We start from the raw sequence: 25,286 nt of genomic DNA on the forward strand, positions 1-25,286 counted from the left end.
GCTTACTCAGATCATTCGTAGGAGAAGATGGAGCCCAGCTGGTCCATCCGCTCCAGCGCCATGCCGGAGCCGCGCACCACGCAGGTCAGCGGATCTTCCGCCACCAGCACCGGCAGGCCGGTCTCCTCCATCAGCAGGCGGTCCAGGTCGCGCAGCAGTGCGCCGCCGCCGGTCAGCATCATGCCTTTTTCGGCGATGTCCGCGCCCAGTTCCGGCGGGGTCTGTTCCAGCGCGTTCTTCACGGCCGAGACGATGTTGTTCAGCGGGTCGGTCAGCGCTTCCAGGATCTCGTTGGACGAGATGGTGAAGGAACGCGGAATGCCTTCGGACAGGTTGCGGCCCTTGACTTCCATTTCCTTCACTTCGGAACCCGGGAAGGCGGAACCGATGGCTTTCTTGATCGCTTCCGCGGTCTGTTCGCCGATCAGCATGCCGTAGTTGCGGCGGATGTAGTTGACGATGGCTTCGTCGAACTTGTCGCCGCCCACGCGCACGGAACCCTTGTACACCATGCCGCCCAGCGAGATGATGCCCACCTCGGTGGTGCCGCCGCCGATGTCGACCACCATGGAGCCGGTGGCGTCGGAAACCGGCAGGCCTGCGCCTATTGCGGCGGCCATCGGTTCTTCAATCAGGTACACCTGCGAGGCGCCGGCGCCCAGCGCCGATTCGCGGATCGCGCGGCGTTCCACCTGGGTCGAGCCGCAAGGCACGCAAATGATGATGCGCGGCGACGGGCGGAAGAATTTGGAGTCGTGCACCATGCGGATGAACTGCTTCAGCATCTGCTCGGTCACGGTAAAGTCGGCGATCACGCCGTCTTTCATCGGGCGGATCGCCTCGATGTTGCCGGGAACCTTGCCCAGCATCTGTTTTGCTTCCTTGCCGACCGCCTGGATGGTCTTCTTGCCGTTAGGACCGCCTTCCTGGCGGATTGCAACTACCGACGGTTCGTCCAGCACAATGCCGGAGCCGCGTACATAAATCAGGGTGTTGGCCGTGCCCAAGTCAATGGCCAGATCGGTGGAAATATACCTGCGTAAAAAACCAAACATGAGTATCCTGTGGCGCGTTGCCCGCACACGCGGGCAGTTATAGGGAGTATCCGTGGAAGCGGCGGCGGCCTGTGCAACAGGTGCATGGCGCCAGCTACGCATCAACCCGCCATTCTACCTTATAATTCCAATGTTATTTACCAATAATCCACTCTAAAGTGCGAGGCCGCAACGCGTAAATTACGCGGTAATTGCCGGGTTTTCAAGGTCAAATAGCCGGATTTACAAGTTCTTTATCAATACTACAACCGCGCGGTCCGCCGCGCCTCTCGCCATGTCCCTGACACTATCCGACGTAAAACGCATCGCCAACCTGGCACAACTGGAAATGAGCGAAACCCAGGCGGGAACCGCCTTGGAACAGCTGAACGGCATTTTCGCGCTGGCCGAGCAGATGCAGGCCGTGGACACCACCGGCGTCGCTCCGCTGAGCCACCCGCTGGCGGCCCACATGAATAACATCGCCCTGCGCCTGCGCGAGGACGTGGCCACCGAACCGAATCGCCGCGAGCATTATCAAAAGGTCGCGCCGAAAACCGAAGATGGCCTGTATCTGGTACCAAAAGTGATTGATTAAGAATAATGTCCATGCACACCAAAACCATTAAAGAGCTGTCCACGCTCCTGCAGAGCAAAGAAATTTCCGCCACCGAACTGGCGACGCATTTCCTGGACCGCATAGAGAAAAGCGAGCTGAACGCCTTCCTGCACGTGGACCGCGCGCTGACCCTGGCGCAGGCGGCCGAAGCCGACGCGCGCATCGCCGCCGGCACCGCCACGCCGCTGACCGGCGTGCCGATCGCGCACAAGGACATTTTCGTCACCCAGGGCTGGCGTTCGACCGCCGGCTCGAAGATGCTGGCCAACTACGTCAGCCCCTTCGACGCCACCGTGGTGCAGAAATTCAACGCGGCCGGCATGGTCACGCTGGGCAAGCTGAACTGCGACGAGTTCGCCATGGGCTCGGCCAATGAAAACTCGGCCTTCGGCCCGGTGAAAAACCCCTGGGACCACGCGGCCGTGCCGGGCGGCTCCTCGGGCGGTTCCGCCGCCGCCGTGGCCGCGCGCCTGGCGCCGGGCGTGACCGGCACCGACACCGGCGGCTCGATCCGCCAGCCGGCCGCCTTCTGCGGCATCACCGGCATCAAGCCGACCTACGGCCGCGTGTCGCGCTTCGGCATGATCGCCTTCGCGTCCTCGCTGGACCAGGGCGGCCCGATGGCCCAGACCGCCGAAGACTGCGCCCTGCTGCTGAACGCCATGGCCGGCTTCGACGAGCGCGACTCCACCAGCCTGACGCCCGAGCAAGGCGGCGTTGAGGAAGACTTCGGCCGCGACCTGAACCAGCCGATGGCCGGCCTGCGCATCGGCGTGCCGAAAGAATACTTCGGCGAAGGCCTGGCGGCCGACGTGGAAGCGGCCGTGCGCGCCGCGCTGGCGAAATACGTGGAACTGGGCGCAACCCTGGTCGACATTTCGCTGCCGAACACCGCGCTGTCGATTCCCGCCTACTACATGATTGCCCCGGCTGAAGCCTCGTCCAACCTGTCGCGCTTCGACGGCGTGCGCTTCGGCCACCGCGCGGACGGCTATAAAGACCTGCAGGACATGTACAAGAAGACCCGCGCCGAAGGTTTTGGCCCGGAAGTGCAGCGCCGCATCATGGTGGGCACCTATGTGCTATGCCACGGCTACTACGACGCCTACTACCTGAAGGCCCAGCGCATCCGCCGCCTGATCGCGCAGGACTTCGAAGCCGTGCTGAACGGCCCGAACGCCGTGTGCGATGTCATCATGGGACCGGTTGCCCCTACCGTGGCCTGGGACCTGGGTTCCAAGTCTGACCCGGTGGCCAACTACCTGGCCGACATCTACACCCTGTCCACCAGCCTGGCCGGCCTGCCCGGCATGTCCATCCCTTGCGGCTTCGGCCAGGGCGACAAGAACGGCAAACGCCCGGTCGGCCTGCAAATCATCGGCAACTATTTCGCCGAAGCCAAGCTGTTGAACGTGGCACACCAGTTCCAGCAAGCAACCGAGTGGCACAAACAAGCCCCGAGCGGCATCTAATCCCTTACTTGAGAGAACAGAAATATGGAATGGGAAGTCGTCATCGGTATTGAGAACCACGTGCAGCTCACCACCGAATCCAAAATCTTCAGCGGTTCGCCGATCAAATTCGGCGCCGAAGCCAACACCCAGGCCAGCCCGGTTGACCTGGCGCTGCCGGGCGTGCTGCCGGTCATGAACAAAATGGCCGTGGACCGCGCCATCCGCTTCGGCCTGGCCGTGGGCGGCAAGATCGCGCCGCAGTCCATCTTTGCGCGCAAGAATTACTTCTATCCGGACTTGCCAAAAGGCTACCAGATCAGCCAGTTCGAAGACCCTGTGGTCATCGGCGGCCAGCTGACCTTCGGCTACGAAAAGGACGGCAAGTTCGTGACCAAGACCGTCAACCTGACCCGCGCCCACCTGGAAGAAGACGCAGGCAAGTCGCTGCACGAAGACTACCAGGGCATGTCGGGCATCGACCTGAACCGCGCCGGCACCCCGCTGCTGGAGATCGTCTCCGAGCCGGAAATCCGCAGCGCGGCCGAAGCGGTGGCCTATTGCAAAGCGCTGCACGGCCTGGTGATGTGGCTGGGCGTTTGCGACGGCAATATGCAGGAAGGTTCTTTCCGCTGCGATATTAACGTGTCCGTCCGTCCAAAAGGCGCGACCGAATTCGGCACCCGCTGCGAAATTAAAAACCTGAACTCCTTCCGCTTTATCGAAGAAGCGGTCCACGTTGAAGTGCGCCGCCAGATTGAATTGATCGAAGACGGCGGCACCGTGGTGCAAGCCACCCGCTTGTACGATCCGGATAAAAAAGAAACCCGCCAGATGCGCAGCAAGGAAGACGCGCAGGATTACCGTTATTTCCCGGACCCGGATCTGCCGCCGCTGGCGATTTCGGAAGACTGGATTGCGCGCGTAAAGGCCGATATGCCGGAACTGCCGGGCGTTATGCGCACGCGCTTTATTGAAGAATATGCGCTGCCGGAATATGACGCACTGGTATTGACCGCATCCAAAGCCATGGCGGTTTATTTTGAGTCCGTGGTGGCAAAAGCCGGCAAGGAAAATGCAAAAGCCGCAGCCAACTGGATGATGGGCGATGTATCCTCCACGCTGAACCGTGAAAATACGGAGATAGGCGCGGCGCCGGTAAAACCCGAGCAATTGGCAGCCATGCTGAAGCGCATCGCCGACGGCACCATTTCCAACAAGATCGCAAAAGAAATCTTTGCGGCCATGTGGGAAGCCAATTCAGCGGATGAAAACCTGGTGGATGCGATTATCGACGCCAAGGGTTTGAAGCAGATTTCGGATACCGGCGCGCTGGAAGCCATTGTGAATGAAGTATTGGCAGCCAACGAGAAATCGGTGGAGCAATACCGCGCGGGCAAGGAAGCGGCGATTAACTCGCTGATCGGCCAGGCCATGAAAGCGTCCAAGGGCAAGGCGAATCCGGCGCAGCTGACTGAGCTGCTGAAACAGAAGCTGGCTGGCTGATATTCATTCAGCTGACAATGCGAAAGGCGCCTGCGGGCGCCTTTTTTATTGGCGGCGCTGGCGGGTTAGCGCGGCGTAACCCGCCATTTTTGAGCACAATCGCGCCAATATCTGGCATGGAGCGGCCGAAACACGCCGCTCAAAGGCTCCATGCCTGCTATGGGAGCTCAGGAAGCGATGCGGGGCTGCATCCAGTCCAGGATATCGGCAAAGATTTCTTCGCGATTGGACTCGTTGAAATTCTCGTGGTAATTCTTCAGCTGGTAGCTATAGCGCAGCAGATTGCCGTCTATCGAGGTCAGCATGGCTTCCGCCGCCTTGGCGTCGGCCAGCTTGTCGTCGCCAGCCACCACGGCGAATAAAGGATAGCGCCAGCCAGCCATTTTCCCGGCCAGCCCTTTTTGCGCCTCGCTTAAAGCATGGCCAAACCGCACCGTCAATTCGGTGGCGCGGGTACCATCGCTTTCATCGGCATAATGGCGGGCGGTAATCGCCGCGTCGTGCGTCAATACATCGGTAAAAGACGCCAGCGGCACTTTCATGCGCGGCACCAGCCGGGCCAGCAGGCCGGATATTTTCTGCAGCAGCGGAGAAATCCGCACCGCATTCACATAATAAGGCGAGGACAATATAAAGCCCTGCACTTCATCGCTGCGGCGCAGGCGTTCCAGCCCAAATTTGGTGGCAATCAACGCTCCCATCGAATGCCCCATGATAAATATGGGAAGATCCGGATAATTCTTCTTCACCCATTGCAGAAACAACTCTGCCTCGTCGAGAAAAATATCAAAGTCGGGGATATCGGCGCGGCGCTTGCCGTCGTGGCCGCACATATCGAAACTGGCGGTGGCAATGCCGTGGCTGCGGAAATACAGCGCGGGAGTAACATAATCGCCCGCATGCGCCATGGCGCCATGCAGCGCCATAATAACGGCGCGCGGCTGCGAGGGTTCCCAGACATGAATGGCGCGTTCCGCCCCGCCCCGTCCTTTAAAACGGGCCAGCCTGTCTTCGGAAAAGCGCATCAGGAAGCAATACTGAGCGTAATGCCCATCTCTATCAGCAGATTCAATTCCGCCAAGGAGAAATCCAGCGTGGGAGCGCCGGGAGTGGCGTCGCCGACGTAGGCGATGCGCAATTCTGCTTCGATATTCGAAGCGTCGAAGGAAATGCCGCGTGCCTGGCACTCCATCAGAAAGCCGTGCACCTGTTTCAGCAGGACCATCGGATTCTTGTCCGTGCCCAGGTTGACATAGAAGCCGGCGTCGATGCGCACACGGCCGTCCGGCCGCACATCGCCCTTCTTCCAGTCGCTATCCGGTTCAGCCGGAAGACCGTCGCGCACGTCGGCCAGCGCCTCGCTGTCGCCGTACACCTTCAGCGTTGCAATATTCATTGTTGCCCCATCATCAATGTTACAGCAAAGAAAACACAGTCTAGCATATGCTTGCGCACTGTAAAGCGCGGCGCACCGGGGCGCCGCGCAGAAGTGCTCCGCTGTGGCTTTACGCCACGCCGTACTGGGCGCGGTAGGCGGCTACCGCTTCTTTATATTGCTGCAAAGCCGGATCGGCCGTAGCGCCGGACAAGTAGGTGAACAAGTCGTCCAGGTTGCCGATGGAGATGACCGGGATGCCGTAGGTCTGCGCCACCTCCTGCACAGCGGACAGCTCGGACATCACGCCGTCCTTGGCGCCGCGTTCCATGCGGTCCAGCGCGATCAGCACGGCGGCCGGTTCGGCGCCGGCGGCGCGTATCATGGCCACCGATTCGCGCACCGAGGTGCCGGCCGAGATCACGTCGTCGATAATGACAACCTTGCCTTGCAGCTTGGCGCCGACGATGGTGCCGCCCTCGCCATGGTCCTTGGCTTCCTTGCGGTTGAAGGCGAAGGAGGTGTTGCGGCCCTTGCCGGCCAGCGCCACCGCCGTGGCGGACGCCAGCGTGATGCCTTTGTAGGCCGGGCCGAACAGCATGTCGAACTGCACGCCGGAGTCCAGCAGGGTCTGCGCGTAGAACTGCGCCAGCTGGGCCAGGGTGGCGCCCTCATGGAACAGGCCGGCGTTGAAGAAGTACGGCGACTGGCGCCCCGCCTTGGTGGTGAACTCGCCAAAACGCAAAACTCCCGTTGCCACGGAAAACGCGATAAACTCTTGCCGTAAATTTTTCATAATGCCTCGTCAGTAGTAAGTGCCTGTATTTTAATCCCTGTGCCCCTATGCCAAAAATCATTTCAGCAAATCTGAACGGTATCCGTTCCGCCGCCACCAAAGGCTTCTTCAACTGGATGGCAACGCAAGATGCCGACTTCGTCTGCGTACAGGAGCTAAAAGCCGTCGCCACGGACATGACGCCCGAGTTCCTCAACCCCGGCGGCTACCACGGCCACTTCCACTACGCCGAGAAGAAAGGCTATTCCGGCACCGGCGTTTACAGCAAGATCGCGCCCGATGCGGTGATGATAGGCTTTGGCAGCCCGGAGTTCGATGCGGAAGGCCGCTACGTGCGCTGCGACTTCGGCCCGCTGACGGTGATTTCGGTCTACTGCCCGTCCGGCTCGTCCGGCCCGGAGCGCCAGGAAGCCAAGTTCCGCTTCATGGACCTGTTCATCGAGCATCTGAAGCAGCTGCATGCGGAAGGCCGCGAGGTAGTGATCTGCGGCGACTGGAATATCGCGCACCACGAGATCGACCTGAAGAACTGGAAAGGCAACAAGAAAAATTCCGGCTTCCTGCCGGAAGAACGCGCCTGGCTGACGCGCGTGTTCGACGAAATTGGCTATGTCGACGTGCATCGCGGCCTGGACAAGCGCGAAGAACAATACACCTGGTGGAGCAACCGCGGCCAGGCATACGCAAAGAACGTGGGCTGGCGCATCGATTACCATGTGGCAACCAAGGGCATCGCCAGCAAGGCGCACCAGGTGGCCATCTACAAGGACGAGCGCTTCTCCGACCACGCGCCGCTCATCATCGACTACCACGCCGACTAAGCATCTACAGGCTGCGGCGGCTTTCGTAATGGCGGATGCCGCCGCTCACCGGGTCCGGGAAGGTAATCGAGCGCGCCAGCAGCTTGAGCGGCTGCGACACGTCGTCCTGCTTGCACGGCAGGGCCACCGGATAGAAGGCGTCGTTCACGATGGGCACGCCGAGCGAGGCCAGGTGCAAACGCAGCTGGTGCTTGCGGCCGGTATGCGGCCACAGCCGGTATAAGGTGGCGTCTTCCCGGTGTTCGATCACGTCGATCACCGTTTCCGAATTCGGCTCGCCCGCCACTTCCTTCATCACAAAGAATTTCTCGCCATCTTCCATGCGGCTGCGGTAGGTGAAGGGGAAGTCGCGCCCGTGCAGGCACGGCGCCAGCGCCTCGTACTCCTTCAACACTTCCCGTTTCTGGAACAGCGACTGGAAAGCGCCCCGGCTGGCGATATTGGACGAGAACACCACCACGCCGGCGGTCTCGCGGTCCAGGCGGTGGATGGGCGTGAGGTCCTGCAGGCCGGTGCTCTTTTTCAGGCGCACCAGCAGCGTCTCCTGCAGGAAGCGGCCGCCCGGCGTCATCGGCAGGAAGTGCGGCTTGTCCACCACCAGCAGGTGCTCGTCCTGGAACAGGATCTCCTCCTTGAACGGGATGGGCGTTTCGGCCTGCTCCAGCTCGCGGTAATAGAAGATGCGCATGCCGCGCCGGTAGCGGCTGGACGGCTCCAGGCGGCGGCCGTCGCCGTCCACCACTTCGCCGCGCGCCATGCGGTCGCGCCACGCGGCCTCGGTCACGGCCGGATAGCGGGCCAGCAGGAAGGACAGCATGTCCGGCCAGTCGCCTTCCGGCAGCCACAGATAGCTGGGGGCGACACCGTCACGGACCGGCAACGGCGCGCCTGGCCTGGCTTGCGAGGTTTGCATGGCTTGTGGAAGCGGCATCTCAGTTCGGCGCAGGCGTGGTGCGGTACGGCGGCAGCGCGGACTGCTGCACGCCCTTGGTCCGCGCGTACACTGGCATCACCAGCGGCAGCGACTCGCTCATGCGCTGGATGCGCTCCTTGCCCGCCGGGTGGGTGGAGAAGAACGCCGGCGGCGCGCCGGAACTGGCCTTGCCCATTTTTTGCCACAGCACTTCGCCGGCGCGCGGATCGAAGCCGGCGCGGGCCGCCAGGTCCATGCCGACCAGGTCCGCTTCGCGCTCGTCGTCGCGCGAATACTTGAGCGCCCAGCCCTTGGTGAACAGGTCGCTGCCGACTTCGCCCAGGCGTGGATCGACGCCGAAATAGGCGGACAGGCCGGCGCCCAGCAGGCGCGAACCCACCGACGTGATGGTGGTCTTGCCAGCCTGCTCGCGCGCATGCTCGCGCAGCGCGTGCGCGATTTCATGGCCCATCACCATGGCCACTTCGTCGTCGGTCAGGTTCAGTTTGGACATGATGCCGGTGTAGAAGGCGATGCGCCCGCCCGGCATGCAGAAGGCGTTGACGGTAGGCGCGTCCAGCAGGTTGACCTGCCACTTCCAATTGGCCGCGTCCGGATTCCAGCGCGTGGCGAAGGGCACGATGCGGCGCGCGATGGCGCGCAGGCGCACCACGCGCGGATCGCCGTCGGGCAGCAGCGCGCCCTTCTTCTGCGCCTCGCTCATCAGTTGCAGGTATTGCTGCTTGGACTGCTCGTCGAACTGCTCGGAACTGTTCAGCTTGCGGAACGGCGACATCTTTTCCACTGGAATGCCGTCCTGCGCGGACGCAGGCGCGGCGGCGCTGTTGAACGCGGCGCTGCCGATGGCCAGCGCCAGCATGGCGGCGTTGAAATTCAGGCGTTTCATGGTGTGCTATTCCAAAGACTTTATCGGCGCTAGCATACAATAAAGCGCTGTCAGTGCGCAGCCTTCTTGCGCAGTCGGAATACCGCCAGCTCGCCGCGCAGATTCGGCAGCACCGTGACGATTTTGCCTTCGGCCAGGGCCACGCACTCCATCACTTCCAGCCCCACCTCCTCCGCCAGCTCGCGGAAGTCGCTGATGGTGGCGCAGCGCACGTTGGGCGTGTCGTACCACTCGTAAGGCAGCGATTCGGATACCGGCATGCGGCCCTTCAGCAGCGCCACGCGGTGCGGCCAGTAGGCGAAGTTGGGGAAGGACACGATGGCCTCTTTACCCACCCGCACAATGTCGCGCAGCAGCGGCTCGACGTGCTTCATCATCTGCAAGGAGGACAGGCACAGCACCGTGTCGAAGGAATTGTCGCCGAACAGGGACAGGCCGTTCTCCATATCGTGCTGGATCACCTGCACGCCGCGCTTCGTGGACTCCAATACCTTGTCGTCGGCAATCTCGATGCCGTAGCCGCTGCAGCGCTTGTCGCTCTGCAGGTAGTCCATCATCACGCCGTCGCCGCAGCCCACGTCCAGCACGTGCGCGTCCTTGCCCACCCAGTGGGCGATAAAGGCCAGGTCCGGCCGCGCGCTGCTCAAATCGTCAAAAGTCATGCCTGTTCCCCCGCTGCTTCCTGCCGCTGTTCTTTCCATACGCGCTCGTAATAAGCGCGCACCATGTTCATGTAGCGCTCGTCCTCCAGCAGGAAAGCGTCGTGGCCGTGCGGCGCGTCGATCTCGGCGTAGGTCACTTCGCGCCGGTTGCTGATCAGCGCCTGCACGATTTCACGGCTGCGTTCCGGCGAGAAGCGCCAGTCGGTGGTGAAGGAAGCCAGGAAGAACTTGGCCTTGGTGGCCGCCAGCGTCTTGGCCAGGTCGCCGCCGTGGCGGCGCGCCGGGTCGAAGTAGTCCAGCGCCTTGGTAATGAGCAGATAGGTGTTGGCGTCGAAGTATTCGGAGAACTTGTCGCCCTGGTAGCGCAGATAGGATTCAATCTCGAAGTCCACACCGAAGCCGAACTTGTAGTCCTCCACGCCGCGCAGCTTGCGGCCGAATTTCTCGGCCATGTCGTCGTCCGACAGATAGGTGATGTGGCCTATCATGCGCGCCACTTTCAGGCCGTTCCTCGGCACCACGCCGTGTTCGTAGAAGTCGCCGCCGTGGTAGTCCGGGTCGGTCAGGATGGCGGTGCGGGCCACGTCGTTGAAGGCGATGTTCTGCGCCGACAGCTTGGGCGTGGAGGCGATCACCACGCAATGGCGCAGGCGGTCCGGGTACATGATGGACCAGGCCAGCGCCTGCATGCCGCCCAGCGAACCGCCCATGACGGCGGCAAACTGCGCAATGCCCAGCTGGTCGGCCAGGCGCGCCTGCGCGGCCACCCAGTCCTCCACCGTCACCACGGGGAAGGCGGCGCCGTAAGGCTTGCCGGTGGCCGGGTTGTTGTGCATCGGGCCGGTCGAGCCGAAGCAGGAGCCGAGGTTGTTCACGCCGATGACGAAGAAGCGGTCGGTGTCGAGCGGCTTGCCGGGACCGACCATATTGTCCCACCAGCCCACGTTCTTGGGCTGGTCGGCATACACGCCGGCCACGTGGTGGGAGGCGTTCAAGGCGTGGCACACCAGGACCGCGTTGGATTTGTCCGCGTTCAGGGTGCCGTAGGTTTCATACATGAGCATATAGTCGCGCAGCTGTGCGCCGCTTTGCAGCTGCAGCGGCTCCGCGAAATGCATGGTTTTCGGCGATACGATTCCTATGGAAGGCATGGGTGGTCAGAATAAATACTGCGCGGCCCCACGGGCCAATAATCAATGCGGAACCGCGAGGATGGGTTCCGCAGGCTTGCTTTGTTTTTAGCGTTACATCGCCTGCAGTGCGGCCACGGCGTCGGCGATGGCGCCCGGCTCCATCGAGCGCAGCACCTTGCGGGTTTGCGGCACGATGCGCGTCAGGTCGCTGTTGAGGATCTCCTGCTTGACCGACAGCAGCTGCGCCGGATGCATGGAGAACTCGCGCAGCCCCATGCCCAGCAACAGGCGGGTGAGCTTGACGTCGCCCGCCATTTCGCCGCACACGGCCACGTCGATGCCTGCCTTGTGGCCGGCCGAAATGGTCATGGCGATCAGTTGCAGCACTGCGGGATGCAGGGGATTGTAAAGGTGCGCCACCTCATAATCAACCCGGTCGATGGCCAGCGTGTACTGGATCAGGTCATTGGTGCCGATGGACAGGAAGTCCATGCGCTTGACGAACATGGGCAGCGCCAGCGCGGCGGCCGGAATTTCTATCATGGCGCCCACGTCCACATTGGCGTCGAACTTCACGCCGGCGTCGCGCAGCTGGCCCTTGGCCTGCTCTATCATGGCCAGCGACTGGTCGATCTCGAAGGCGTGCGCCAGCATCGGGATCAGGATGCGCACCTTGCCGAAGGCCGAGGCGCGCAGGATGGCGCGCAGCTGGCTCAGGAAAATCTGCGGCTCGGCCAGGCAGTAGCGGATGGCGCGCAGGCCCAGCGCCGGATTGAGCGCGGTGTGCTCGGACTGGTCCAGCGGCTTGTCCGCGCCGATGTCGAGCGTGCGGATGGTGACCGGGCGGCCCTTCATGGCCACCACGGCTTTCTTGTACTGCTCGAACTGTTCGTCCTCGGTCGGGATGCGCGCGTCGCGCCCCATGAACAGGAACTCCGAGCGGAACAGGCCCACGCCGTTGGCGCCGGACTCCATGGCCGACTCGCAGTCCTCCGGCAGTTCGATATTGGCCAGCAGCGTAATGGCGGTACCGTCCTTGGTGACGGCGGCGGTTTTCTTCAGCTTGTTGAGCTTTTTGCGCGCGCGCGACTGCGCCTGCTGGCGGTCGCGGTACTGCTCCAGCACCAGCGCGCTCGGATTGGCGATCACCACGCCGGCGTCGCCGTCGATGATGATCCAGTCGTCCTGCTCGATCAGCGTGGAGGCCTGCGACATGCCGACGGCCGCCGGAATATCCAGGCTGCGCGCCACGATGGCGGTGTGCGAGTTCTGGCCGCCCACGTCGGTGACGAAGCCGATAAAGGAGCGGTCGCGGAACTTGAGCATGTCGGCCGGCGAAATGTCGTGCGCCACCACGATCATCTGGGCCTGGAAATCGTCCGCGTCGCCCGCGCTGCGGGCCTGCAGCGGCTCGCTGCCCATCAGCACCTTCAGCACCCGCTCGGCCACCTGCTGGATATCGGCCTTGCGCTCGCGCAGATAGGGGTCTTCAATCTCGTCGAACTGCGCCGACAGCTCGTCGATCTGGGTCAGCAGCGCCCACTCGGCGTTGTAGTGGCGGGTGCGGATGATGTCGAGCGGCGCTTCGGAAATCAAGGGGTCCGACAGGATCAGCACGTGCACGTCGATGAAAGCGCCCAGCTCCGTCGGCGCGTCCTGCGGCAGTTCGTTCCACAGCGTTTGCAGCTCGCGGTGCACGGTGGCCAGCGCCTCCTGCAGGCGCAGCACTTCCGCCTCCAGGCGTTCCTCCGGCACCAGGTAGTGCTTGACGTCCAGCGCCGCCGGCGCCAGCAGGTGCGCGCGGCCGATGGCGATGCCGCGCGAAACAGGAATACCGTGTAGGGTGAACGATGCCATGGGCGGGCCTGTCAGAAAGCGGAGGGATTGCTGCGTAGCGCTGCGGTCGTCCGGCATTTACTCGCCTTCGCCGAACTTGTCGTTTACCAGTGCGGACAGGGCGGCGATGCAATCGCCTTCATCGGCGCCGTCGGCCTCCAGCATGACTTTGGCGCCCTTGCCGGCGGCCAGCATCATCACGCCCATGATGGACTTGGCGTTGATGCGGCGGGCATTGCGGGTCAGCCAGACATCGCTTTTATACTTGGCTGCCAGTTGGGTGAATTTGGCGGAAGCGCGCGCATGCAGGCCGAGCTTGTTGATAATTTCGAGTTCTTGCTGAATCATTTTTATAGTCGTCTCAAAATACGGTTAAACCACCCTGATGCGGTTGTCCACCCTCACCGCGCCGCTCTGGGCGCCGGCCAAGGCCATTTCCACTACCACGTCCAGCGTATCGCGGCGGTAGGTGATGGCGCGCAGCAGCATCGGCAGGCTGATGCCCGCTATCACCTCGACCCGGCCCGCGTCGGCCAGCTTGTTGCAGCAATTGGCGGGCGTGCCGCCCTTCACGTCCGTGATCACCAGCACGCCGTCGCCCGCGTCCAGGCGCTTGATGGCGGCCGCCGCCAGCGCCTGCACTTCCTCCAGGTCCTGGTCGGCCATCACGTCGATCGCCTCCAGCCGCTCCGTCACGCCCCGGAACACGTGGTTGCAGGCCGCGATGAAAGCCTGCCCCAGCGGCGCGTGGGTCATAAGCAGTATGCCTACCATATTCGCCTTCTTATACCTGGGCTGCCTGGCTGTGCGCCTCGACCGCATCGATGAACATGGCCGCGACCTGGAAACCGGTCTGCTCCGTGATCTCCTGGAAGCAGGTCGGGCTGGTGACGTTCACTTCCGTCAAGTTTTCGCCAATGACATCTAATCCTACCAGCAACAGTCCCCGCGCCGCCAGTACCGGGCCCAGGGTTTCCGCGATTTCCAGGTCGCGCGCGGTCAAAGGCTGGGCCACGCCGGTGCCGCCGGCGGCCAGGTTGCCGCGCACTTCGCCGGCCTGCGGGATGCGCGCCAGCGAAAACGGCACCGGCTTGCCGCCGATGACCAGGATGCGCTTGTCGCCCTTGACGATGTCGGGAATGTAGCGCTGGGCCATGATGGTGCGCTTGCCGTTGTCGGTCAGCGTCTCAATGATGGCGCCCAGGTTCAGGCCGTCGGCCTTGACGCGGAACACGCCGGCGCCGCCCATGCCGTCCAGCGGCTTGAGGATGATGTCCTGGTGCTGCTGGTGGAAGGCGCGCAGGCGCGCTTCGCTCGAAGCCACCAGGGTGGGCGCGGTGAACTGCGGGAACTGGGCGATGGACAGCTTTTCGTTGTGGTCGCGAATGGCGGACGGGCGGTTGAACACGCGCGCGCCCTGCTTCTCGGCCAGCTGCAGCAGATAGGTGCCGTAGACGTATTCCATGTCGAACGGCGGGTCCTTGCGCTGGATCACGGCGTCGAAGGCGTCCAGGCGGGTTTCCTCCTGCGGCTCGGCGCGGAACCAGTCGTGGGCGTCGCCGGTCAGGGTAATGCGCGACACCAGCGCCGTCACGGTGCCCTCGTTCAGCGCCATGTCCTTCTGTTCAAAGGCGTACAGCGTGTGGCCGCGGCGCGCCGCCTCCACCATCATGGCGTAAGTCGAATCCTTGTAGGTTTTAAAGCCTGCCAGCGGATCGGCAAGGAATGCAATTTTCATGGGCGCGTCCAGTCGGGGTAATGCCTGATTTTAGCCGAGTTTGGCCGGACGCACCGGCCACGGCGCCGGCGCCTTAGTACACTTCGGGATTCGGATCGGTGCGTTCCATCTCCAGCGACGCGGCCAGCAGCGCCAGGCGCGCCACCACGCCGTACACATAGAAACGGTTCGGCGCGGCCGTGCCCGGCTTGGCTTTCAGGTCCGGCACCGCGTGCTGCTGCGCGAAGGCCAGCGGCACGAACTGCGAACCGGGCGCATTCAGGTTCTGCTCCACGCCGCGCTCCGCGTGCACGCGGTAGTAACCGCCCACCACGTAGCGGTCTATCATATAGACCACCGGCTCGGCCACCGCATCCTTGATGCTCTCGAAGGTCGGCACGCCTTCCTGGATATTCAGGTCCGACACCACGCGCCCGTCCTTCACCACCGACATCTTGTTGCGCTGCGCCGCCGACAGGTCCTTCAGCTCGGCCGCGTCGCGGATCGAGATGATGCCCTTGCCATAGGTGCCCGCGTCCGGCTTGATGATGACGAAGGGCTTCTGGTCCTTGATGCCGTATTCCTTGTACTTCTTGCGGATCTTGGCCAGCACCGCGTCCACATTGGTGGCCAGGCAGTCCAGGCCCTCGCCGCTGTCGAAGTCCACCCCGCCGCATTTGGCGTGGAAGGGATTGAGCATCCACGGGTCCACGCCGATCAGCTTGCCGAACTTCTTCACCACCTCGTCGTAGGCGGTGAAATGGTTGCTCTTGCGGCGCAGCGCCCAGCCCGCGTGCAGCGGCGGCAGCAGGCTCTGCTCGTGGATGTTCTGCAGGATGTCCGGTATGCCGGCCGACAAGTCGTTATTGACCAGGATGGTGCAAGGGTCGAAATCCTTCAGCCCCAGGCGGCGCCCGTTGGCCGAGCGCACCAGCGGCTCGATCACCAGCATGTTGCCGTCAGGCAGCGCCAGCGGCGTCGGCTGGGTGATCTCCGGGGACAGCGAGCCCAGGCGCACATGCAGGCCGGTCTGGCGGAAGATCTGCATCAGGCGCGCCACGTTTTCCAGGTAGGTCGGGTGGCGGTCGTGCACTTCCGGGATCAACAGCAGGTTGCGCGCGTCCGGGCAGTATTTGTCGATGGCGGCCATGGCGGCCTGCACCGACAGCGGCAGCATTTCGCTGGCCAGGTGGTTGAAGCCGCCCGGGAACAGATTGGTGTCCACCGGGGCCAGCTTGTAGCCGGCATTGCGCAAGTCCACCGAACAATAGAACGGCGGCGTATGTTCCTGCCACTCGAGGCGGAACCAGCGCTCAATGGCCGGCGTGGCGGCCAGGATTTTTTCTTCGAGGTCGAGCAGCGGTCCGGTCAGGGCCGTGACGAGGTGGGGAACCATGGCTACATCCTTAACAACTGGGGAAACTGTCTAATCTTACCGTGCGAGCTCACCAAATCGGGGCAAAAACGCCAATTTAAAGGCCGGAAATGCAAAAAGGCGCCCCGGAGGGCGCCATTTACTGCATTTTTACGAAAAATCCGGCGTCATTTATGCGTGATACGCGGACTCGCCGTGGCTGGTGATATCCAGGCCTTCGCGTTCTTCCTCTTCCGGTACGCGCAGGCCGATGGCGATGTCCACCAGCTTGTAGGCGATCACGGACACCACGGCCGACCACAGGATGGTGATGCCGACCGCGGTCAGCTGGGTAATCACCTGGCCGCTGATGGAGTAGTCAGCCGACGCCTTGTTGGCCACGTAGTCGAAGATGCCCTGGCCGCCCAGCGAAGGCGCAGCGAACACGCCGGTCAGCACCGCGCCCAGGATACCGCCCACACCGTGCACGCCGAACACGTCCAGCGAGTCGTCGGCGCCGATCAGGCGTTTCAGGCCGTTCACGCCCCACAGGCAGACCACGCCGGCCAGCAGGCCGATCACCAGTGCGCCCATCGGACCGACAAAGCCGGCCGCAGGGGTGATGGCCACCAGGCCGGCCACTGCGCCGGACGCGCCGCCCAGCATGGATGGCTTGCCCTTGGTGATCCACTCGCCGAAGACCCACGATACGGTGGCGCAAGCGGTGGCCAGCAGGGTGTTGATGAAGGCCAGCGCGGCGATGTCGCCCGCTTCCAGGGCCGAACCGGCGTTGAAGCCGAACCAGCCCACCCACAGCAGCGAAGCGCCCACCATGGTCATGGTCAGCGAGTGCGGCGCCATGGATTCACGGCCGTAGCCGACGCGTTTGCCGATCATGATGGCGCCAACCAGGCCGGCCACGGCGGCATTGATGTGCACCACGGTGCCGCCGGCGAAGTCCAGCGCGCCTTTTTGGAAGATGAAGCCGGCTTTCGCGCCTTCAACTGCGGCGGTGGCCGCGTCCTTGATCGCGTCCGGACCGGTCCAGAACCAGACCATGTGGGCGATAGGCAGATACGAGAAGGTGAACCACAGCACCATGAAGGCCAGCACGGCGGTGAACTTGGCGCGCTCGGCGAAGGCGCCGACGATCAAGCCGCAGGTGATGGCGGCGAAGGTGCCCTGGAAGGCCACGTAGACGAACTCAGGAATCACGACGCCCTTGCTGAAGGTGGCCGCCACGCTGAACACGCCCTTGACCGGATCCCAGATGCCGTTCAGGAACAGGCGGTCGAACTTGCCGTAGAAGGCGCCGCCTTCGGTGAACGCCAGCGAGTAGCCGTAGATGCACCACAGCACGATGATCACGGCGAACACCATGAACACCTGCAGCAGCACGGACAGCATGTTTTTCGAGCGCACCAGGCCGCCGTAGAACAGGGCCAGGCCGGGGATGGTCATCAGGATGACCAGCAGGGTGGAGACGAACATCCAGGCAGTGTCGCCCTTGTTCGGCACCGGGGCGGGAGCGGCAGGCGCTTCGGCCGGCGCGGCGGCTGCCGGTGCGGCGGCGGCTGGTGCCGGTGCGGCGGCGGCAGGTGCTGGTGCTGCGGCCGCAGGCGCGGAGGCGGCAGGTGCGGCGGCCGCGCTGGCGGCAGGCGCATCGGCAGGCTTGGCGTCTTGCGCGTAGCCCGGCAGGGCCGCGCTAAAGGCAAACAGGACAGCGGCCCCGGCCAGCAATTTTGTTATGGTTTTCTTCATTTCAAAGTTCCCCTTAGAGAGCGTCGTTGCCGGTTTCGCCGGTGCGGATACGGATAACCTGTTCCAGGTTGTAGACAAAGATCTTGCCGTCGCCGATCTTGCCGGTGCGGGCCGCGCCTTCAATCGCTTCGATGGCCTGTTCCACGACCGCGTCGTCCACCGCCGCTTCGATCTTGGTCTTGGGCAGGAAGTCGACCACGTATTCGGCGCCACGGTACAGCTCGGTGTGCCCCTTCTGGCGGCCGAAACCCTTCACTTCGGTCACGGTAATGCCTTGCACATTAATCGCCGACAAAGCCTCGCGGACCTCGTCCAGCTTGAAGGGCTTGATAATGGCGGTAATCAGTTTCATGAGGTGCCTCGCTTAGAAGATTTTGGAAACGGTCAGCACAGCGCCCATCTTGGCCAGATCTTTGCCATTGCGCGGCGAGGTGTAGACATCGGTCGTGGCCTTGATGGCCGCCAGCGAGACGGTGACCACGCCGAAGTCCTTGGTCACGCCCACTTTCCAGTCGGTGTAGCTGGAAACGCTGTTGTGCTTCACGTTCTGGCGGCCCACGTGCAGGTTGAGGATGTAGCCGTCCTGGATTTCCTGGTTGACCGAGGCGTCGAAGTAGCCGCTGTTTTTGCTGTCGGCAAAGCCGAACAAATTGGTGGTCGAGTGCGAGTATTTCAGCGTGGCCGGGCCGTAGCTGACGGCGCCGTACAGTTCGAAGGTGTTGGCGCTGGGATGCAGGCCGTTGGACGGGTAGAAGTAGTACAGGCCGCCCACGTCGTAGCTGAAGCCGCCGCCGATGTCGCCGCGCTTGCCGCCGTAGATATCCCATTCCAGGTTCACGTCGCCGCCCGCGTCGTCGATCCACTTGATGCTCGACGCCCAGGTGCCGGCGTAGAAGCCGGTCGGATTGTTGACCCAATCCGCGCCCGCTTGCAGCGCAGGCTTGAGGCGGCTCTGGGAAATGCCGCGATAGCGGTAGTCGGTGGTCAGTGCCACGTTGTAAGACACTTCGTTATCCGGTTTCACCGCTGGAGCGTCTTCCGCACGGGCCAGACCGGCTCCCAGGCTAGCCATCGCGAGAGTGATTGCTGCTGCAAGAGTCAGGTGCTTGGTCATGTATTTCATGGCGATATCCTTTAGTTTGAACTTTTGGAGCGGTTGCGGTTTAAAATCCAGGCTAAGCCTAAGCGTTCACTACCTCTTTAGCAGAATGCGTGCCAGCTGACTTCGTGCAAGCTTGTTAGATAGTTAGCGGGAATTACAGGAATGACAGCGCGGCAGAGAGCGTATTCCGCACCATATTAATGCTTAATTTACTGGCATCGCACCGGGATGGTGCGAAAACACATCAATCTAGGAAACATCATGGACATGAACAACTTCTTCAATGACTTGCAAGGCAAGATCAACCAGGCCATCGAGAGCTCGCCGGCCAAGGACATCGAGAAAAACGTGAAATCGATGATGACCCAGGGCTTCGCCAAGCTGGATCTGGTGACGCGCGAGGAGTTCGATATCCAGGCGCAAGTGCTGGCCAAGACGCGCGCCAAGCTGGAACTGCTGGAAGCGCGCCTGGCGGAGCTGGAAGCGAAGCTGCCGCCGCAGTAAGCTATCCGTCCCGGGGCGCGGCGCGCTCGCCCTGCGGATCCCAGCCGTAGACCGGCACCGCGCTATGCCCTTTCAAGCCATGCTCACCCAGCGGCGACAGCATGGCGGCGCCGTCCGGCCCCAGCCGTTCGGCCACGGCGCCCGAGCAGATAATGGGATAGCCCAGCTGCTTGCACAGCCCCTCCAGCCGCGACGCCACGTTGACCGTGTCGCCGATGGCCGTGTATTCGTGCCGGTGGCTGGAACCGATATAGCCTATCACCGCCGGCCCGCTATGCAGGCCTATGCCCATCGCCAGTTCGGCCTTGCCTTCGGCGCGCAGCTCGGCGTTCAGCTGGGCCAGTTCGGCCAGCATGTCGCGCGCGGCCTCCAGCGCCGCCAGTTCCGGGCTGGGCAATTCATTGGGCGCACCAAAAAACGCCATCATGCCGTCGCCGATGAATTTATCCACCGTGCCGCCATGCTTGTGCACCATGGCGGTGATGCGGCCGAAATAGCGGTTCAGCAGCGCCACCACCTGCTCGGCGGGCAGGAGCTCGCTCATGCTGGTGAAGTTGCGGATGTCCGAGAACAGCACGCACACCTCCACCTTGGCGCCCTGCTTGCGCGCATCCACCCCGCCCTCCACGATTTGCTGCATCACCTGCGGGCTGACATAGCCGGAGAAGGTGCGGCGCAGGCGCTGCTTTTCGCTGAAGTTGCGCCAGCCCTGGTCCGCCGAACGCGACAGCACGGCCAGCCACAGGCTGGCCAGCATGGCGCTGGGCGCAATCCACACGCCCTGGCGCAGCAGGATATTGCTGGCCGCCAGCAGCGCCGCGCTGGCCAGGATGGCCAGCAGCACCTTGCGCGCCACCGCCGCATGGAACCAGAACAGCGCGCCGGCGGCCGCCATGCCCCAGGCCCAGGCCGGCCCCAGCGGCTGGATCAGCCCCTGGTTGAGCATGCTGCGCACGGCCTGCGCATGCACCAGCACACCAGGCAGGCGGCGCCCTTCGCGCCAGGCCGCCATCGCCGCCGGCAGATTCAGCAGGTCGGTGTCGTCCTGCACCGTGCCCACCAGCACGGCCTTGCCGGCAAACATGGCGCGCAGCTGCGCCTTGCCGCCGCGCTCTGCCAGGCGCAGCACCTCCTGCAGCGGCAGATAGCGGAAGGCGGGGCCGATCTGGTAATTGATCAAACCGCTCCACGGCTGGCGCTTGCCCATGGCGGCGCTGATTTCGCTGGACAGCGTGTAGGGGCTGCGGTCCGGCAGGCAATTCCAGGCGGGATCCGGATAGCGCCGGATGCGGGTGTCGTCGTCGCTGCAGAACAGCGCCGAGGCCAGCGCCTGCACGCCGTCCTGCTGGGTATTGAGCACGGCGGCGTAGTCGATCTGGATGTCGCGGTAGTGGCTGCGCTCGGTGTCCCACACTTTGGCCAGCACCAGTTTGCTGCGCGGCAGCGTGCGCATCAGCCCCGCCAGCAGGGTGCGGTGAAAGTCGAAGTCCGGCTCGCGGGCGGAGATCAGCGTGTCGAAGCGCTTTTCCGGCAGCACCAGGTCGAGCGCGATCACGCGCGCGCCCGCTTCGCTGGCGGCGTCCAGGAAGGCGGCCAGATAGCGGTGGCTCAAGGTCAGCGGCTCCTCCACCGTGTCGAGGAAGGCCTCGTCTATACCCACCAGCACCACGTCGGTCTGCACCGGCTGCGGGAACCAGGCGCGGTTCAGGGCGAACTGGGCGTCCAGCAGGCGCTGGTCCAGCGCCGGCGCGGCCAGCAAGGCCAGCAGCGTGCACAGCGCCAGCGCGGCGGCGTTGATGCCGGCGGCGGCCAGCCTGGCGGACGGGTGCGCAGCCACAGCGGCGGAGCTAGCGCGCCATGGTGTGGGCGGTGGTCAGGTCCGGGCGCTGGGCGGCAATGTCGCGCCAGACCTGGCGCGCCTCGTCCAGCATCTGGCGGTCGCGCAGGATGGCGGCGTACAGCACCCACTCGTCCACCGCCGCGCCCGCGCCGGGCTTGAGCGCACGCATGGCGTCGGCGTCGGCCTGGCTGGCCACCGTGAAGTCGGCTGCGGCCGAGCGCTGCTGGCCGTCCGGCGCCGTATAGCTGACGCTCCAGCGGTATTCCTTGCCCGCCGCCAGCATGGTGCCGGGCGGCAGATCCCAGGTCGAACCTTCCACCGTGGCCTTGGCCACCACGCGCTCCGGCGCCTCGGTCAGGACCAGCTGGAAACTGGCCGGCTCGGGCACGCTCCACTGGAAGCGCGGCCGCGCCCCCAGCTGCACGCTGCGGTTGATCGGCGACTGGATGGCGATTTCCTGGCCCAGCGAGCGCATCTTGAACGCCGCCGCCCCCATATTCGGATGCACGGCAGCCGCCACCACTTTTTCCGCCAGCGACTTGGTGGTGGCGGGCGTGCCATTGAGCACTTTTACACCGTCCTCGCCAACCTCGGCCAGCACCGGCCCCACCAGCTGGTAGATCAGCTTGGCGCCGTAGTGCGACAAGGAAGCCTTGCTGCCGGCCTCCAGCTTGAACTGCGCGCCCGGCTTGATGTAGCTGAGCAGCTGCAGCTTGCTGGAACGTCCGCTGCGCAGCAGTTCGCCGCCGCCCTGCACGTCCAGCACCATGCCGACCACGTCGTCCGGACCGGCGGCGCGCGCCGCGCCGGCTACCATCAATTGGCCCAGAACCAGCAATAACGCGCAGCAAATATTGCCGGCGCGGAGCATTTTGCACATGATCAACCCCTTAATGAATAAGGCATGCGTAGGAATTCTCTTACAACCTTGTACCAAGTCTATGCTCGTCCGCAAGCAGGCGCAATCAACTTTGTGGCAATAACGACATTACAACGCCGCCGGCTTGCGCGGCCTCAAAAACTCGGACCGGGCAGCGCGCTAAGATGGCCAATCGCCTGGCCCCGAGGGGAAACGCATGAGTCTCGCCGTTCTGAGAAGCCGCGCGCTGGCGGGCATGGAGGCGCCCGAAGTCAGCGTCGAAGTCCACTTGGCGAACGGCTTGCCCGCCTTCGCCATGGTGGGTTTGCCGGAAACCGAAGTGAAGGAAGCGCGCGACCGGGTGCGCGCAGCCATCCAGAACGCCGGCTTCGAGATGCCGGCCCAGCGCATTACCGTCAACCTGGCCCCGGCCGACCTGCCCAAGGAATCCGGCCGCTTCGACCTGCCGATTGCGCTCGGCATTCTGGCCGCGTCCGGCCAGATTCCCACCACCCCGCTGCGCGACTACGAATTCGCCGGCGAGTTGTCGCTGTCTGGCGAGCTGCGGCCGATACGCGGCGCCCTGGCCATGACCTACGCCATGCACCGCAACGCCCGCAGTAAAAGGCGCGCCTTCATCTTGCCGCTGGCCAACGCCGATGAGGCGGCGCTGGTAAGCGACGCGCTGATCTACCCGGCCACGACGCTGACGCAGGTGTGCGCCCACTTCGCCCACCGGGGCGACGGCAGCGGCGGCCTGCAGCGCCACCAGCCCGCCGCCGCCGCGCTGCCGCCGGACTACCCGGACTTGTCCGACGTCAAAGGCCAGGCCGGCGTCAAGCGCGCGCTGGAAGTAGCGGCGGCCGGCTGCCACAGCGTGCTGCTGGTCGGTCCGCCGGGCACCGGCAAAAGCATGCTGGCAGCGCGCTTCCCCGGCCTGCTGCCCGCAATGACGGACGAGGAGGCGCTGGAGGCGGCGGCGGTGCAGTCGCTCAGCGGCCATTTCGACGCCGGCAGCTGGAAGGCGCGCCCATTCCGTTCTCCCCACCACACTTCGTCCGGCGTAGCGCTGGTGGGCGGCGGCAGCGTGCCCCATCCCGGCGAGATTTCCATGGCGCACAGAGGCGTGCTGTTTCTCGACGAACTGCCCGAGTTCGACCGGCGCGTGCTGGAAGTGCTGCGCGAACCGATGGAATCGGGCAAGGTCACCATTTCACGCGCCGCCCACCGCGCCGACTTTCCGGCCCGTTTCCAGTTGCTGGCGGCCATGAACGGCTGTCCCTGCGGCTATCATGGCCACCCCAGCGGCAAATGCCGTTGCCCGCCGGACGTCATCCTGCGCTACCAGGGCAGGATTTCGGGCCCGCTGCTGGACCGCATGGATCTGCTGATCTCGGTCCTGCCGCTCTCGCCGGACGAACTGGAGGCGCCGGCGGACGGCGAAAGCTCGGCCGTGGTTGCCGCGCGCGTGCAGCAAGCCTGGAATATCCAGCAGGCCCGCCAAGGCAAAACCAACCAGCTGATGGGCACGCGGGACATCGAACGGCACTGCAAGCTGGACCGCGAAGGCCGGGCCGTGCTGCGCGGGAGCATGCTCAAGCTGCACTGGTCGGCGCGCGCCTATCACCGCGTGCTGCGGATGGCGCGCACCGTTGCCGACCTGGACAATTCCCCCGCCATCACCGCCCACCATGTCAGCCAGGCCATCCAGTTCCGCCGCGCGCTGCTCGATATGTAGCGCCGATGGCGGACACGCTTGCCGCCTGATACCATCGCATCATGGATACCAAAATCACCACTGCCGTTCGCGCGGCCCTCGGTGCGGCGCTGGCCTGCGCCGCACTCGCCGCCTGCAGCCCCAAGTTCGACTGGCGCGACTTCCGCAGCACCGAAGCGCCCTATGCCGTGCTGTTCCCGGCCAAGCCGGCGACGCACACGCGCAGCATCAACCTGGGCGGCGCCACGGTGAACATGCAGATGGCGGCGGCGGAAGTGGATGGCGTCACCTTTGCCGTGGGCGCCGCCGAAATGGCCGATGCCGCCCAGGCCCAGGTTGCGGTTGGCGCCATGAAAACCGCCATGGTCGCCAATATCAACGGCACCATCACCACGGAAAAACTGGCCGCAAAACAAGGCCAGCGGCCGCAGGCGATCGAAGTGGATGCAAAGGGGTCGCGCAACGGCGAAGCGCTGCGCATGGTAGGGCGCTTCATTGCCAGCGACAAACGGGTCTACCAACTGATCGTGGTGGGCCGGGACAAGCACATGCCGAACGACGAGATCGAGATGTTCATGCGCTCGTTCAAGCCGAACTGATGTGCGGGGATGAAAGTCGTGTTATCGTTTGAACACGCACAACAAGAGTGGGGGAAACGCCATGATCACATTCAAATCCAAATCCTCTCCAGCGGTCATGATGTACAAGGAACACGCCGAGCGCATACTGGAACTGCTGAACAAGAGTCCCACGCGCGGCGTAATCACGGCGGCGGAAGCGGCGGGCGCATTGGCTGCGCTTGAGCACGAGGTTGCGCTCAGCAAGCTGCACCCCGACCAGGACATAGAACACCACCAGGACAAGACCCACTCGACCGCGGCGCTGGATGACGACGAGCCGCTGACGGAAAAACAGCACATCGGTTTCGCAACCCGCGTGTTTCCCCTTCTGGAAATGCTGCGCGCCGCCATTTCGGACGGGCATGACATTGTTTGGGGCGTGTAAACGTCAAAAAACCCCGCCAGGATCACCTGACGGGGTTTTTCTATATAACTAGCCTGACGATAACCTACTTTCACACTGGTTGCAGCACTATCATCGGCGCAAAATCGTTTCACGGTCCTGTTCGGGATGGGAAGGGGTGGGACCGATTTGCTATGGTCATCAGGCTTTGACTTGTACAAGCTTCGCTCCCGAATGGGCAGCCAAGCTCTAAAATTTGGAAGAAATTCAGATTTATTTTGGTGTGATTGCGTATCAACTACGCACAACATGCGCACTTCTCGCCTATAACCAATCAATGTTATAGGGACAAGCCTTACGGGCAATTAGTACTGGTTAGCTTAATGCATTACTGCACTTCCACACCCAGCCTATCA

At 63.5% G+C, this 25,286-nt stretch carries 26 protein-coding genes and 2 rRNA genes; 8 read left to right on the plus strand and 20 right to left on the minus strand.

Annotated elements, in window-relative coordinates; genetic code table 11:
• Positions 1-11: 11 nt before the first annotated feature.
• Entirely contained in the window at positions 12-1,055 is a 1,044-nt protein-coding gene (locus AC07S4_RS09640; RefSeq protein WP_056398240.1) for a rod shape-determining protein, read from the minus strand.
• Between the two features lie 274 nt (positions 1,056-1,329).
• On the opposite strand from AC07S4_RS09640, the gene gatC reads away from it, so the two are divergent.
• The 3 genes from gatC to gatB are packed head-to-tail and all read left to right on the plus strand — an operon-like array spanning position 1,330 to position 4,610.
• Positions 1,330-1,632: an Asp-tRNA(Asn)/Glu-tRNA(Gln) amidotransferase subunit GatC gene (gene gatC / locus AC07S4_RS09645; RefSeq protein ID WP_132136064.1), complete on the plus strand. Its 303-nt coding sequence runs from the start codon at positions 1,330-1,332 to the stop codon at positions 1,630-1,632.
• Between the two features lie 11 nt (positions 1,633-1,643).
• Complete coding sequence (gene gatA, locus AC07S4_RS09650; RefSeq protein WP_494986423.1) at positions 1,644-3,125, plus strand: Asp-tRNA(Asn)/Glu-tRNA(Gln) amidotransferase subunit GatA; 1,482 nt, start codon at positions 1,644-1,646, stop codon at positions 3,123-3,125.
• Between the two features lie 24 nt (positions 3,126-3,149).
• Positions 3,150-4,610, plus strand: coding sequence for an Asp-tRNA(Asn)/Glu-tRNA(Gln) amidotransferase subunit GatB (gene gatB, locus AC07S4_RS09655; protein WP_494986424.1), 1,461 nt, complete (start codon positions 3,150-3,152; stop codon positions 4,608-4,610).
• 167 nt (positions 4,611-4,777) lie between these two features.
• Here gatB and AC07S4_RS09660 read toward each other — a convergent pair whose 3' ends face one another.
• From AC07S4_RS09660 to pyrE, 3 genes are all read right to left on the minus strand, one after another.
• Positions 4,778-5,635: an alpha/beta fold hydrolase gene (locus AC07S4_RS09660; RefSeq protein ID WP_494986425.1), complete on the minus strand. Its 858-nt coding sequence runs from the start codon at positions 5,633-5,635 to the stop codon at positions 4,778-4,780.
• Positions 5,635-6,006 carry a hypothetical protein gene (locus AC07S4_RS09665; protein WP_494986426.1) on the minus strand — a complete coding sequence of 124 codons (372 nt, stop codon included), beginning with the start codon at positions 6,004-6,006 and terminating at the stop codon, positions 5,635-5,637. The genes AC07S4_RS09660 and AC07S4_RS09665 overlap by 1 nt, the downstream gene beginning before the upstream one ends.
• Before the next feature lie 109 nt (positions 6,007-6,115).
• Positions 6,116-6,781: an orotate phosphoribosyltransferase gene (pyrE, locus tag AC07S4_RS09670; RefSeq protein WP_161075331.1), complete on the minus strand. Its 666-nt coding sequence runs from the start codon at positions 6,779-6,781 to the stop codon at positions 6,116-6,118.
• Between the two features lie 47 nt (positions 6,782-6,828).
• Here pyrE and AC07S4_RS09675 point away from each other — a divergent pair, with 47 nt between their 5' ends.
• Positions 6,829-7,602 carry an exodeoxyribonuclease III gene (locus AC07S4_RS09675; RefSeq protein WP_494986427.1) on the plus strand — a complete coding sequence of 258 codons (774 nt, stop codon included), beginning with the start codon at positions 6,829-6,831 and terminating at the stop codon, positions 7,600-7,602.
• Between the two features lie 4 nt (positions 7,603-7,606).
• Here AC07S4_RS09675 and AC07S4_RS09680 read toward each other — a convergent pair whose 3' ends face one another.
• From AC07S4_RS09680 to AC07S4_RS09735, 12 genes are all read right to left on the minus strand, one after another.
• Positions 7,607-8,515 (minus strand): pseudouridine synthase, encoded by a 909-nt coding sequence (locus AC07S4_RS09680; protein WP_494986428.1) that lies wholly within the window; start codon positions 8,513-8,515, stop codon positions 7,607-7,609.
• A gap of 19 nt (positions 8,516-8,534) precedes the next feature.
• Positions 8,535-9,422 (minus strand): M48 family metallopeptidase, encoded by an 888-nt coding sequence (locus AC07S4_RS09685; protein WP_494986429.1) that lies wholly within the window; start codon positions 9,420-9,422, stop codon positions 8,535-8,537.
• Positions 9,423-9,472: 50 nt separating this feature from the next.
• A complete protein-coding gene (metW, locus tag AC07S4_RS09690; protein WP_494986430.1) occupies positions 9,473-10,084 on the minus strand; it encodes a methionine biosynthesis protein MetW in 612 nt (203 codons plus the stop codon).
• Positions 10,081-11,202: a homoserine O-succinyltransferase MetX gene (metX, locus tag AC07S4_RS09695; protein ID WP_494986458.1), complete on the minus strand. Its 1,122-nt coding sequence runs from the start codon at positions 11,200-11,202 to the stop codon at positions 10,081-10,083. The genes metW and metX overlap by 4 nt, the downstream gene beginning before the upstream one ends.
• 126 nt (positions 11,203-11,328) lie before the next feature.
• Complete coding sequence (ptsP, locus tag AC07S4_RS09700) at positions 11,329-13,074, minus strand: phosphoenolpyruvate--protein phosphotransferase (protein WP_494986431.1); 1,746 nt, start codon at positions 13,072-13,074, stop codon at positions 11,329-11,331.
• Positions 13,075-13,131: 57 nt separating this feature from the next.
• Entirely contained in the window at positions 13,132-13,401 is a 270-nt protein-coding gene (locus AC07S4_RS09705; RefSeq protein ID WP_093552146.1) for an HPr family phosphocarrier protein, read from the minus strand.
• Between the two features lie 24 nt (positions 13,402-13,425).
• Positions 13,426-13,827, minus strand: coding sequence for a PTS sugar transporter subunit IIA (locus tag AC07S4_RS09710; protein WP_161075324.1), 402 nt, complete (start codon positions 13,825-13,827; stop codon positions 13,426-13,428).
• 10 nt (positions 13,828-13,837) lie between these two features.
• Positions 13,838-14,791 (minus strand): glutathione synthase, encoded by a 954-nt coding sequence (gene gshB, locus AC07S4_RS09715; protein WP_494986432.1) that lies wholly within the window; start codon positions 14,789-14,791, stop codon positions 13,838-13,840.
• Between the two features lie 73 nt (positions 14,792-14,864).
• Positions 14,865-16,166, minus strand: a complete 1,302-nt coding sequence (gshA, locus tag AC07S4_RS09720; protein WP_494986433.1) for a glutamate--cysteine ligase — start codon at positions 16,164-16,166, stop codon at positions 14,865-14,867.
• 150 nt (positions 16,167-16,316) lie between these two features.
• Positions 16,317-17,885, minus strand: coding sequence for an ammonium transporter (locus tag AC07S4_RS09725; protein WP_494986434.1), 1,569 nt, complete (start codon positions 17,883-17,885; stop codon positions 16,317-16,319).
• 13 nt (positions 17,886-17,898) lie between these two features.
• Positions 17,899-18,237 (minus strand): P-II family nitrogen regulator, encoded by a 339-nt coding sequence (locus AC07S4_RS09730; protein ID WP_107878151.1) that lies wholly within the window; start codon positions 18,235-18,237, stop codon positions 17,899-17,901.
• A 12-nt stretch (positions 18,238-18,249) separates the two neighbouring features.
• Positions 18,250-19,008: a TorF family putative porin gene (locus tag AC07S4_RS09735; protein ID WP_494986435.1), complete on the minus strand. Its 759-nt coding sequence runs from the start codon at positions 19,006-19,008 to the stop codon at positions 18,250-18,252.
• Between the two features lie 240 nt (positions 19,009-19,248).
• Here AC07S4_RS09735 and AC07S4_RS09740 point away from each other — a divergent pair, with 240 nt between their 5' ends.
• The gene (locus tag AC07S4_RS09740; RefSeq protein WP_161075319.1) at positions 19,249-19,491 is read left to right on the plus strand and encodes an accessory factor UbiK family protein; all 243 of its coding nucleotides are present in this window, start codon (positions 19,249-19,251) and stop codon (positions 19,489-19,491) included.
• Position 19,492: 1 nt separating this feature from the next.
• Here the strand turns inward: AC07S4_RS09740 and AC07S4_RS09745 are convergent, their stop codons facing one another.
• Together AC07S4_RS09745 and AC07S4_RS09750 are read right to left on the minus strand one after the other, a co-directional pair.
• Positions 19,493-21,328 carry a CHASE2 domain-containing protein gene (locus tag AC07S4_RS09745; protein ID WP_494986436.1) on the minus strand — a complete coding sequence of 612 codons (1,836 nt, stop codon included), beginning with the start codon at positions 21,326-21,328 and terminating at the stop codon, positions 19,493-19,495.
• A 10-nt stretch (positions 21,329-21,338) separates the two neighbouring features.
• Positions 21,339-22,211 carry a hypothetical protein gene (locus tag AC07S4_RS09750; RefSeq protein ID WP_494986437.1) on the minus strand — a complete coding sequence of 291 codons (873 nt, stop codon included), beginning with the start codon at positions 22,209-22,211 and terminating at the stop codon, positions 21,339-21,341.
• Positions 22,212-22,407: 196 nt separating this feature from the next.
• Between AC07S4_RS09750 and AC07S4_RS09755 the strand changes: the two genes are divergently transcribed.
• From AC07S4_RS09755 to AC07S4_RS09765, 3 genes are all read left to right on the plus strand, one after another.
• A complete protein-coding gene (locus tag AC07S4_RS09755; protein WP_494986438.1) occupies positions 22,408-23,928 on the plus strand; it encodes a YifB family Mg chelatase-like AAA ATPase in 1,521 nt (506 codons plus the stop codon).
• A 41-nt stretch (positions 23,929-23,969) separates the two neighbouring features.
• Complete coding sequence (locus AC07S4_RS09760; protein WP_494986439.1) at positions 23,970-24,506, plus strand: hypothetical protein; 537 nt, start codon at positions 23,970-23,972, stop codon at positions 24,504-24,506.
• A 61-nt stretch (positions 24,507-24,567) separates the two neighbouring features.
• Positions 24,568-24,912: a DUF1840 domain-containing protein gene (locus AC07S4_RS09765; RefSeq protein WP_494986440.1), complete on the plus strand. Its 345-nt coding sequence runs from the start codon at positions 24,568-24,570 to the stop codon at positions 24,910-24,912.
• A 51-nt stretch (positions 24,913-24,963) separates the two neighbouring features.
• Here the strand turns inward: AC07S4_RS09765 and rrf are convergent.
• Positions 24,964-25,076: ribosomal RNA gene (gene rrf, locus AC07S4_RS09770) — 5S ribosomal RNA — on the minus strand.
• 138 nt (positions 25,077-25,214) lie between these two features.
• Positions 25,215-25,286 (minus strand): 23S ribosomal RNA (locus AC07S4_RS09775); the annotation flags it as partial.

The sequence above is a fragment of the Pseudoduganella sp. GW821-FHT05F09 genome (genome assembly GCF_059419605.1).

Excerpts from the sequence above, each read along its gene's own strand:
- AC07S4_RS09640 (WP_056398240.1), bottom strand. The coding sequence starts at position 1,055 with ATGTTTGGTTTTTTACGCAGGTATATTTCCACCGATCTGGCCATTGAC.
- gatC (WP_132136064.1), top strand. The coding sequence starts at position 1,330 with ATGTCCCTGACACTATCCGACGTAAAACGCATCGCCAACCTGGCACAA.
- gatA (WP_494986423.1), top strand. The coding sequence starts at position 1,644 with ATGCACACCAAAACCATTAAAGAGCTGTCCACGCTCCTGCAGAGCAAA.
- gatB (WP_494986424.1), top strand. The coding sequence starts at position 3,150 with ATGGAATGGGAAGTCGTCATCGGTATTGAGAACCACGTGCAGCTCACC.
- AC07S4_RS09660 (WP_494986425.1), bottom strand. The coding sequence starts at position 5,635 with ATGCGCTTTTCCGAAGACAGGCTGGCCCGTTTTAAAGGACGGGGCGGG.
- AC07S4_RS09665 (WP_494986426.1), bottom strand. The coding sequence starts at position 6,006 with ATGAATATTGCAACGCTGAAGGTGTACGGCGACAGCGAGGCGCTGGCC.
- pyrE (WP_161075331.1), bottom strand. The coding sequence starts at position 6,781 with ATGAAAAATTTACGGCAAGAGTTTATCGCGTTTTCCGTGGCAACGGGA.
- AC07S4_RS09675 (WP_494986427.1), top strand. The coding sequence starts at position 6,829 with ATGCCAAAAATCATTTCAGCAAATCTGAACGGTATCCGTTCCGCCGCC.
- AC07S4_RS09680 (WP_494986428.1), bottom strand. The coding sequence starts at position 8,515 with ATGCAAACCTCGCAAGCCAGGCCAGGCGCGCCGTTGCCGGTCCGTGAC.
- AC07S4_RS09685 (WP_494986429.1), bottom strand. The coding sequence starts at position 9,422 with ATGAAACGCCTGAATTTCAACGCCGCCATGCTGGCGCTGGCCATCGGC.
- metW (WP_494986430.1), bottom strand. The coding sequence starts at position 10,084 with ATGACTTTTGACGATTTGAGCAGCGCGCGGCCGGACCTGGCCTTTATC.
- metX (WP_494986458.1), bottom strand. The coding sequence starts at position 11,202 with ATGCATTTCGCGGAGCCGCTGCAGCTGCAAAGCGGCGCACAGCTGCGC.
- ptsP (WP_494986431.1), bottom strand. The coding sequence starts at position 13,074 with ATGGCATCGTTCACCCTACACGGTATTCCTGTTTCGCGCGGCATCGCC.
- AC07S4_RS09705 (WP_093552146.1), bottom strand. The coding sequence starts at position 13,401 with ATGATTCAGCAAGAACTCGAAATTATCAACAAGCTCGGCCTGCATGCG.
- AC07S4_RS09710 (WP_161075324.1), bottom strand. The coding sequence starts at position 13,827 with ATGGTAGGCATACTGCTTATGACCCACGCGCCGCTGGGGCAGGCTTTC.
- gshB (WP_494986432.1), bottom strand. The coding sequence starts at position 14,791 with ATGAAAATTGCATTCCTTGCCGATCCGCTGGCAGGCTTTAAAACCTAC.
- gshA (WP_494986433.1), bottom strand. The coding sequence starts at position 16,166 with ATGGTTCCCCACCTCGTCACGGCCCTGACCGGACCGCTGCTCGACCTC.
- AC07S4_RS09725 (WP_494986434.1), bottom strand. The coding sequence starts at position 17,885 with ATGAAGAAAACCATAACAAAATTGCTGGCCGGGGCCGCTGTCCTGTTT.
- AC07S4_RS09730 (WP_107878151.1), bottom strand. The coding sequence starts at position 18,237 with ATGAAACTGATTACCGCCATTATCAAGCCCTTCAAGCTGGACGAGGTC.
- AC07S4_RS09735 (WP_494986435.1), bottom strand. The coding sequence starts at position 19,008 with ATGAAATACATGACCAAGCACCTGACTCTTGCAGCAGCAATCACTCTC.
- AC07S4_RS09740 (WP_161075319.1), top strand. The coding sequence starts at position 19,249 with ATGGACATGAACAACTTCTTCAATGACTTGCAAGGCAAGATCAACCAG.
- AC07S4_RS09750 (WP_494986437.1), bottom strand. The coding sequence starts at position 22,211 with ATGTGCAAAATGCTCCGCGCCGGCAATATTTGCTGCGCGTTATTGCTG.
- AC07S4_RS09755 (WP_494986438.1), top strand. The coding sequence starts at position 22,408 with ATGAGTCTCGCCGTTCTGAGAAGCCGCGCGCTGGCGGGCATGGAGGCG.
- AC07S4_RS09760 (WP_494986439.1), top strand. The coding sequence starts at position 23,970 with ATGGATACCAAAATCACCACTGCCGTTCGCGCGGCCCTCGGTGCGGCG.
- AC07S4_RS09765 (WP_494986440.1), top strand. The coding sequence starts at position 24,568 with ATGATCACATTCAAATCCAAATCCTCTCCAGCGGTCATGATGTACAAG.